Here is an 800-nt window from a genome sequence, read left to right on the forward strand (position 1 = left end):
GTCGAAGGCCGCGGCGACATCGTCTGGGACCGGCTGGCGGGCCAGCTCGACGCGCTGCTGACCAGCGGCGTCGACGGCATTTACGCCCACGGCACCGCGGGCGAGTTCCACACCCTCGACGAAGCCGAGTTCGACCGGGTGAACGCGGTGCTGGCGGGGCGGTGCGAGGCGGCCGGGCTGCCGTACCAGATCGGTGCCTCGCATCCGGCCACGCCGACGATGCTCGACCGCATCCGGCGCGCGGCCGCGCTGCGACCGGGCGCCCTCCAGGTGATCCTGCCGGACTGGGTCCCGCTGTGCGACGACGAGGTCGTGCGCTTCCTGGTCGGGGCGGCCGAGACCGCCGGCGATGTGCCGCTGGTGCTCTACAACCCGCCGCACGCCAAGACCCAGGTGCCGCCACCGCTCCTTGGACGGGTGGCCGCCGAGGTGCCCCAGCTCATCGGGGTCAAGATGGCCGGCGGCGACGCCGCCTGGTACGCGGCCATGGCGGACGCCGTGCCCCGGCTGTCGGTCTTCGTGCCCGGCCATCTGCTGGCGTCCGGGCTGGTCCGCGGCGCGCACGGCAGCTACTCCAACGTCGCGGCCATGTCGCCGCGCGGCGCGGTCGCGTGGTACCGGCTGATGACGACGGATCCGGCCGCGGCCGCCGACGTGGAGCGGCGCATCGGAGCGTTCTTCGCCCGGCACATCGCGCCGTTGCAGGCGCGCGGGCTGTCCAACCCGGCGCTGGACAAGTTCCTGGCCACCGTCGGCGGCTGGGCGGACATCGGCGTGACGCTGCGCTGGCCGGCATCGTC

The 800-nt window shown here is 74.5% G+C and carries 1 protein-coding gene; it reads left to right on the forward strand.

Annotation, left to right across the window (positions count from 1 at the left end; translation table 11 throughout):
* Window positions 1–800: dihydrodipicolinate synthase family protein (locus G5C60_RS50810; RefSeq protein ID WP_165271121.1), on the forward strand; the 800-nt coding region annotated here is incomplete at both ends.

The organism is Streptomyces scabichelini (genome assembly GCF_011045015.1).
Taxonomy (GTDB): domain Bacteria; phylum Actinomycetota; class Actinomycetes; order Streptomycetales; family Streptomycetaceae; genus Streptomyces; species Streptomyces scabichelini.